Consider the following 6,003-nt stretch of genomic DNA (forward strand, 5'->3'; position numbering starts at 1 on the left):
GCAGGCAAAACAGCATTTCTTGCTGGCCAAAGACCATGATCTACTGCGTTTTAGGGCTCCCGAAGCCATTAATCAGCTTATCAGGCAACTGGCCAACCGGTATGATGCCACCCTGGTGGACAGTGAAGTGGCTTTTATCGCCAATTCGCCTCAGGGCCTTATCGGAAGTAGTCTGTTGCTGGAGCATGTCCACCCCAACGTGCAGGGCTACTTTCTGCTGGCCGACAGTTTTTATAATGCCCTGGTACGGCAGCAGGCCCCGGGTGGCTGGCAAAAACCGCTTCCCACAATGCTTGTACCCGCTAAGATTGCCTGGCAGGAGCGGCCCATTACCCCGGCAGAAGAGCATGCCGGGCATTTACGCATTTTACAGCTTAAGGCCGACTATCCGTTTAGTCTTGAGCCTCAGCAGGTACAATTTCCAACTGCCAAAACCGTGCAGCAACAATGGGCTCAGGCCTATGTTGAGGGCAAACTGGACTGGTTAAGTTTGCAAAACCGTAATGCGCAGTATTATCACCAGCAGGGCAATGGCGATATGCTGTTAAAAACCTTAAAAATCATTGCCGATGCCATGCCACACGATGCCCAGGCCAATCTGCAGGCTGCACAAATATTATTCAAAGCGGGCCGTATAGCCGAGGCAAAGGGGTATCTGCAACGGGCCTCTCTGGCAACAGGTGCTTCACCGCAGATTCAGCGGCAACTGGAACAACTGGAACAACTGATTAAGACGCGGCCGTTATAAACCGGCATTGCCCGCTGCATCATCTGCTACTGGTTCGCTGCCTGATGGCATAAGCACACATTCAAAGCCCCAGCCCCGCTGCTTTTCAATGAAGTCAGCCGCTCGCTGCTCACAGTAGCCGGCTTCATTGCTGGCCTGCCATAACACGCTGGTGGTGCCGTTTTTGGTGTAATGTACCTCACAAGGCAGCAACCCACCTTGCGGGTATACCACTTTTATGATCCGCACGGTATCACCCAGCTGACAATGGGTGTGCTGTCCCGGCAGATCAGCCGCCATCAGCGGACTACTGACCATTACCCCTGTTAATAATAATTTTGTTAAAACCAGCCTCATTCAGCGACTCCTTTTCCAGTAAAACCTGCATTAGCAAAGTACAGAGTATAGACCAGCTTTTTGCTGGTCTGCAGCAATGCTGAGTGTGTCCCTGAAACGAGCCTTGCTTAAACGGAATTTTTAATCATGATTATCAGTAGTAGACAGCACTTTATCACGGCACGCAGGCCGGCACTGCTGTCAGGAGTGAGACAAATGATGGCGAATACTAAACTGGCAATAGTGCCATTGCTGGGGTTGCTGTTGTCTGCTCAAGTAAAAGCTGAACAGCCGCAAAGCACTGATGTAATTTATCTGGCATCGCTGGAATGGCCACCCTATACCGGTCAGCAATTAGCCGACGGTGGTAAAACGGCGAAATTAGTCCGGCATATCTTTGAGCAAATGGGGTATCAGGTCGTCATAGAATTTTTGCCCTGGTCGCGGGCCGTTAAGTTAAGCACCGGCACTCAGCCACAATATCTGGCTTACTTTCCTGAATATCCGCTGGCTCATGCTGATTTAAAACTGTCCGGTTGTATTGGTTACAGCCATGTTGGCCTGGCCGAACATAAAGCGGCGCCACTGCAGCTAAACTCGACTGCAGATTTAAAAAACTACCGGCTTGGCGTGGTGCAGGATTATATTAATACCACGACGATCGACCGGATGATTAGAGACGAGCTGCTGATGGTTGAAACCAGTCTTAACGATAAACAAAATTTGCTACGCCTGGCGCATCGGCGGCTGGACGCGGCCGTTATAGACTATGATGTTATGCGGTATCTTATTGCAACCGAACCAGAACTGGCGCCGTTTTCAGCAAGTTTACAGTTTAACCATAGCGAATACGAAATGAAAACAATGCATATGGCAGTAAATATTCATCATCCGTTGGCAGCGCTGTTAACTGAATTTAATAACACCCTGAATGAACTACCCTTACCTTATGATTTCTCGATAGAAATGACAGCCGACCAGGCGGGTTTATGTAAGCCCGCCGCCTGAGCTGTAAACGCTTATCCGCACTCATCTGCGACTGCGGTTAATTATTTAACTGATCAACCAGTTGCGCAAAATTGGCAACACCCTGTTCGACCTCGGTAATACCGCTGGTAACGTCAGCAAGCTGCTGCTGGGCGTCAAGCGCCATCCGGTTAATGCTCTCCATTTGTGAGTGTATTTTATTAATCAACTCTGCATTCGCAGTGACCACACTATCAATTTCTCTGGTCGCTTCGCTGGTGCGGGAGGCCAGATTACGCACCTCATCGGCTACCACCGCAAAACCGCGGCCACTTTCCCCGGCCCGTGCCGCTTCTATCGCGGCATTTAAAGCAAGCAGGTTGGTCTGCTCAGCAATAGCGCTGATCATAGTGACAATTTTGGTAATATTTTTCGATTGCTCACTCAGTACCTGACTGCTTTTATTCGCCTCTGCCACCTGTGAGCTGATTTGAGCCGACGTAGCGAGCGCCTGATCCAGATTTTGTTTGGCCGCAAGGGCTATCTGCGAGGTTTGTTCAGATGTTGCTGCGGCTGCGGCAGACGCGTCCTGCGCTGTCACCACTCGCTGGGTAATATCGGAGGCAAATTTAATAACTTTATATACCTGTCCTTTCTCATCATAAATAGGGTTGTAGGTCGCTTCCAGCCAAATCGTCCGGCCTTTTGCGTCCAGCCGCTTATAACGACCGGAGTGAAATTTGCCGGCAGCAAGCTCGTTCCAGAACCTGGGATGTTCGCGATAAAAAGCGGAGTCACAGAACATGCTGTGATGCTTACCTTTTATTTGCTCAAGGCTGTAACCTATGGTTTGCAGAAAATTTTTATTTGCATCAATAATATCGCCCTTCGGGGTGAACTCAATCACCGCTAACGATTTATGTAACGCAATAAACATGGCATTTTTGTTTAACAGGTTTTCCTGATCCCGTGTTACGTCAGAGGCAATTTTTATTATTTTTACCACGACGCCGGCAGTATCGAGCACCGGAAAATAGGTGGCATCCAGCCAAATGACTTTTTGCTGCTTCGTTAAGCGTTTAAAGGTCCCCTGTAGTGCCTGTCCTTTGGCTAAATCCCGCCAGAATTGCTTGTATTCAGCTGTATTAACCAGCTCTGGCTCACAGAAAAGCCGGTGATGGGCGCCCACTATCTCTGCCGCGGTGTAACCTGTTACTGACAGGAAAAGTGGATTGGCATAAATCACTTTACCCTCTGGCGTAAATTCAATGTAACCCACATTGGAACGGATTGCCCGCAAGCTATTCTCAAGATCCGTGATGATGTCTGCTTGTTCGCCGATCTTTTCTCTGAGTACTTTGCTTTTTCCAAACATAGGTAAATTCACTCCGGGGCAATAACAAAGAATATTAACACTGATATAGCACGTTCAATATAATTGTTTTTCTGGCAACAAACAAAAAAGCTGCAGACCGGCTGCAGCTTTTTTTATGATGTTAGCAGTTTATTGCTTGGTGACAGTCAGCTCCGGGGTGGTAGTTGACGTAGCATCGAACAGGAAATTATATACCCCGGCCTCTGCGGTCGTTAATTTGAGATTGCCGCCACCAGAGGCCAGTACTTTTGGCTCGCCCAGGGTAAAGGTATCACCCGCAGCGCCTGCCCCGAAGTCAATGGTGCTCCAGTCAGATGACGCAACTTTAAATTGATATTCGGTCGCGCCCAGCTCAATATTAATGCTGTACCGATTGGCGCCAATATATTCAAACGCATCGGTTTCACCCCAGCCATTCATACCACCGCGCAGAAATACCGTAGTCTCACCAAAGGTCGGCCGTTCAATAACCGTCAGACTAGGTGAGTCAGCATTGTTTGCATCCAGCGTGAAGATATAGGTCGCCGTAGCGGGAATAGTAATACTCAGGTTACCACCGCCCTGAGCCAGGGTTTTGGCTGTGCCTAACGTGACAGCACTGCCATCGGCACCGGCACCTTTATCAACGGTAGACCAGTCTGCAGAGGCGACTTTAAACTCATAGTTGCCCGCAGCAATATCAAACTCTGCTTTGTAAATACCTTCGCCGGCATAAGTGAATGCATCTGTTTCACCCCAGCCATTCATGCCGCCACGAACATACACGGTAGTGGCTTCATATGGCGGAATATCCGGTGCCCCCAGCGTGGCATCAGCGGCTAAGCCGGAGCCTTGCTCACCCATTTGCGCTTTAACAAACACCGCCATGCTGTAGGCCGGCACGGTAAAGGTGCCCTCGCCAGTGCCCGCAGTAAAGCTGGCCATACTTACCATAGTGTCAACAGACGCCTGCTGCAGCGGGTGTAAGTCAAAACCGGCAGCGGTAGGCACCGTATGTGACTGCTCCTGCGCGCTGCCGTTAATCATCACCACTAAGGCGTCATACCGCGGGTCTAAGTCGGTCAGGCCGATACCATCGTCAATCGACATCACGATAACGCCCTGGGTCTGGTTAGTGCCGATATTATGAAAACCTACCCGGTCAATAACATCTTCTGCCGTGGTAAGCCTAAACAGCGGGCTGCCACTACGAATGGCCAGAAACTCAGCAAATACATCAGAGGCAAACGTAATATCATCGCTGCTGACCTCAGTATCCGGGTTCAGGAATAACGTGGCGATATTGTTCCAGTTATCGCGGTTTTTTTCAGCCAGCGGTAAACCGACTGCCCAGTTATTGGTCTGCATTGTGAAATCAACATAGTTAAACCAGTCACCCGAGTCATAGCTGTCACGGTCCATTGATTTTGAACGCAAAAAGTCGCCGCCCATTTGTAAAAATGGAATACCCTGGCTCATTAACGGTATCGCGATGGCCATATTCTGGGCCCGCACGCGCTCTCTGGCGCTTAACGACACCGGTAAACGGCTTTGCAGAATATCCCACAGCGTTTCGTTATCATGCTTCGATACGTAGTTAATAATATCGGCCGGATCTTCGGCATAACCTGCCGCCTGACCGTTCCAGTCGGCGCTGGAGGCCGGGCCGGTAACGCCCTGATAGTTTTTCAGCACATAGTCTTTTAAGGTACCGGCTAAGCTTATCCGGATAATGTCCTGCTCTTTCAGAGAGCCGGCGTTGTTAACACCACTGAACATAGCGGCGCTACGCACCCCTTCCCGGATCCGGTCGTTAAAGGTGCCTACTTCAGTGCCAGCCATATCCTGCTGTTTGGCCTGGGTAAATAAGCGGTTGTTGGCGACTTCACCAAAATTCCAGCCTTCACCATAAAAGTAAGTGTTGGCATCAACCGCCCGCACTACGTCACGCGCAGCTAACAGGTTGTCTTTCGGATGATGGCCCATAATGTCGAAGCGAAAATCGTTAAAGCCAAAGTCACGGGCTAAAATAACTAATGAGTCTTTAATAAATTTATCGAACATTTTGTGTTCGGTGGCGGTATTTTCACAACAGGTAGAGCGCTCAATATTACCCGTTACCGCGTCATAACGATGATAATAACCGGGTACCAGCTTATCAAATACCGAGTTATCGAACAGGCCTGAGCTGCTGGTATGGTTATACACCACATCCAGCGCCACCCGAAGACCAATATCATTTAACGCTTTAACCATGGCCCGGACTTCTTTAATCCGCACCACGCCTTCCGGATTAGAGGCATAACTGCCTTCCACTGCAATAAAGTGATGCGGATCGTAGCCCCAGTTAAAACCATCGATACTCCGAATAGCCTGCACTAATGCCTGAGCATCGTCACTGTAGGGCAGGTAGCTTTCCAGCACCGACAATAGCGTGGCACTGGCATTTTCGACGCCACAGACCGGCGCATCGGCTTTCAACGCACACAGCTGCGCGACGGTATCGGTTAAGTTAATCCGCCGGTTTGCCCGCTCTTCAATATTGGCCTGATCGTTTAACGGCAGCACATGAAAATGGGTTAAGCCATTCTCAGCCAGTTTTTTCAGGTGGCTAACCGGC

At 49.7% G+C, this 6,003-nt stretch carries 4 protein-coding genes and 1 pseudogene; 2 read left to right on the forward strand and 3 right to left on the reverse strand.

All coding sequences use genetic code 11. The annotated features are described in order from the left end of the window. Positions 1-748, forward strand: a pseudogene (locus tag R3177_RS12515) (SGNH/GDSL hydrolase family protein); the annotation flags it as partial. Here R3177_RS12515 and R3177_RS12520 read toward each other — a convergent pair. Next, on the reverse strand, positions 743-1,084 hold the full coding sequence (locus R3177_RS12520) for a hypothetical protein (RefSeq protein WP_318971366.1): 342 nt from the start codon (positions 1,082-1,084) through the stop codon (positions 743-745). The pseudogene R3177_RS12515 and the gene R3177_RS12520 sit on opposite strands and share 6 nt — an antisense overlap. Positions 1,085-1,279: 195 nt before the next feature. On the opposite strand from R3177_RS12520, the gene R3177_RS12525 reads away from it, so the two are divergent. Beyond that, a complete protein-coding gene (locus R3177_RS12525; protein ID WP_318971367.1) occupies positions 1,280-2,071 on the forward strand; it encodes a transporter substrate-binding domain-containing protein in 792 nt (263 codons plus the stop codon). Between the two features lie 37 nt (positions 2,072-2,108). On the opposite strand, the gene R3177_RS12530 is transcribed toward R3177_RS12525, so the two are convergent. Both R3177_RS12530 and R3177_RS12535 read right to left on the reverse strand, forming a co-directional pair. Next, positions 2,109-3,404 carry a PAS domain-containing methyl-accepting chemotaxis protein gene (locus tag R3177_RS12530; RefSeq protein WP_318971368.1) on the reverse strand — a complete coding sequence of 432 codons (1,296 nt, stop codon included), beginning with the start codon at positions 3,402-3,404 and terminating at the stop codon, positions 2,109-2,111. A 129-nt stretch (positions 3,405-3,533) separates the two neighbouring features. Beyond that, on the reverse strand, positions 3,534-6,003 hold a 2,470-nt coding region (locus R3177_RS12535), incomplete at its 5' end, for an alpha-1,6-glucosidase domain-containing protein (protein WP_318971369.1).

The organism is Arsukibacterium sp., from assembly GCF_033722355.1.
Taxonomy (GTDB): Bacteria; Pseudomonadota; Gammaproteobacteria; order Enterobacterales; family Alteromonadaceae; genus Alishewanella.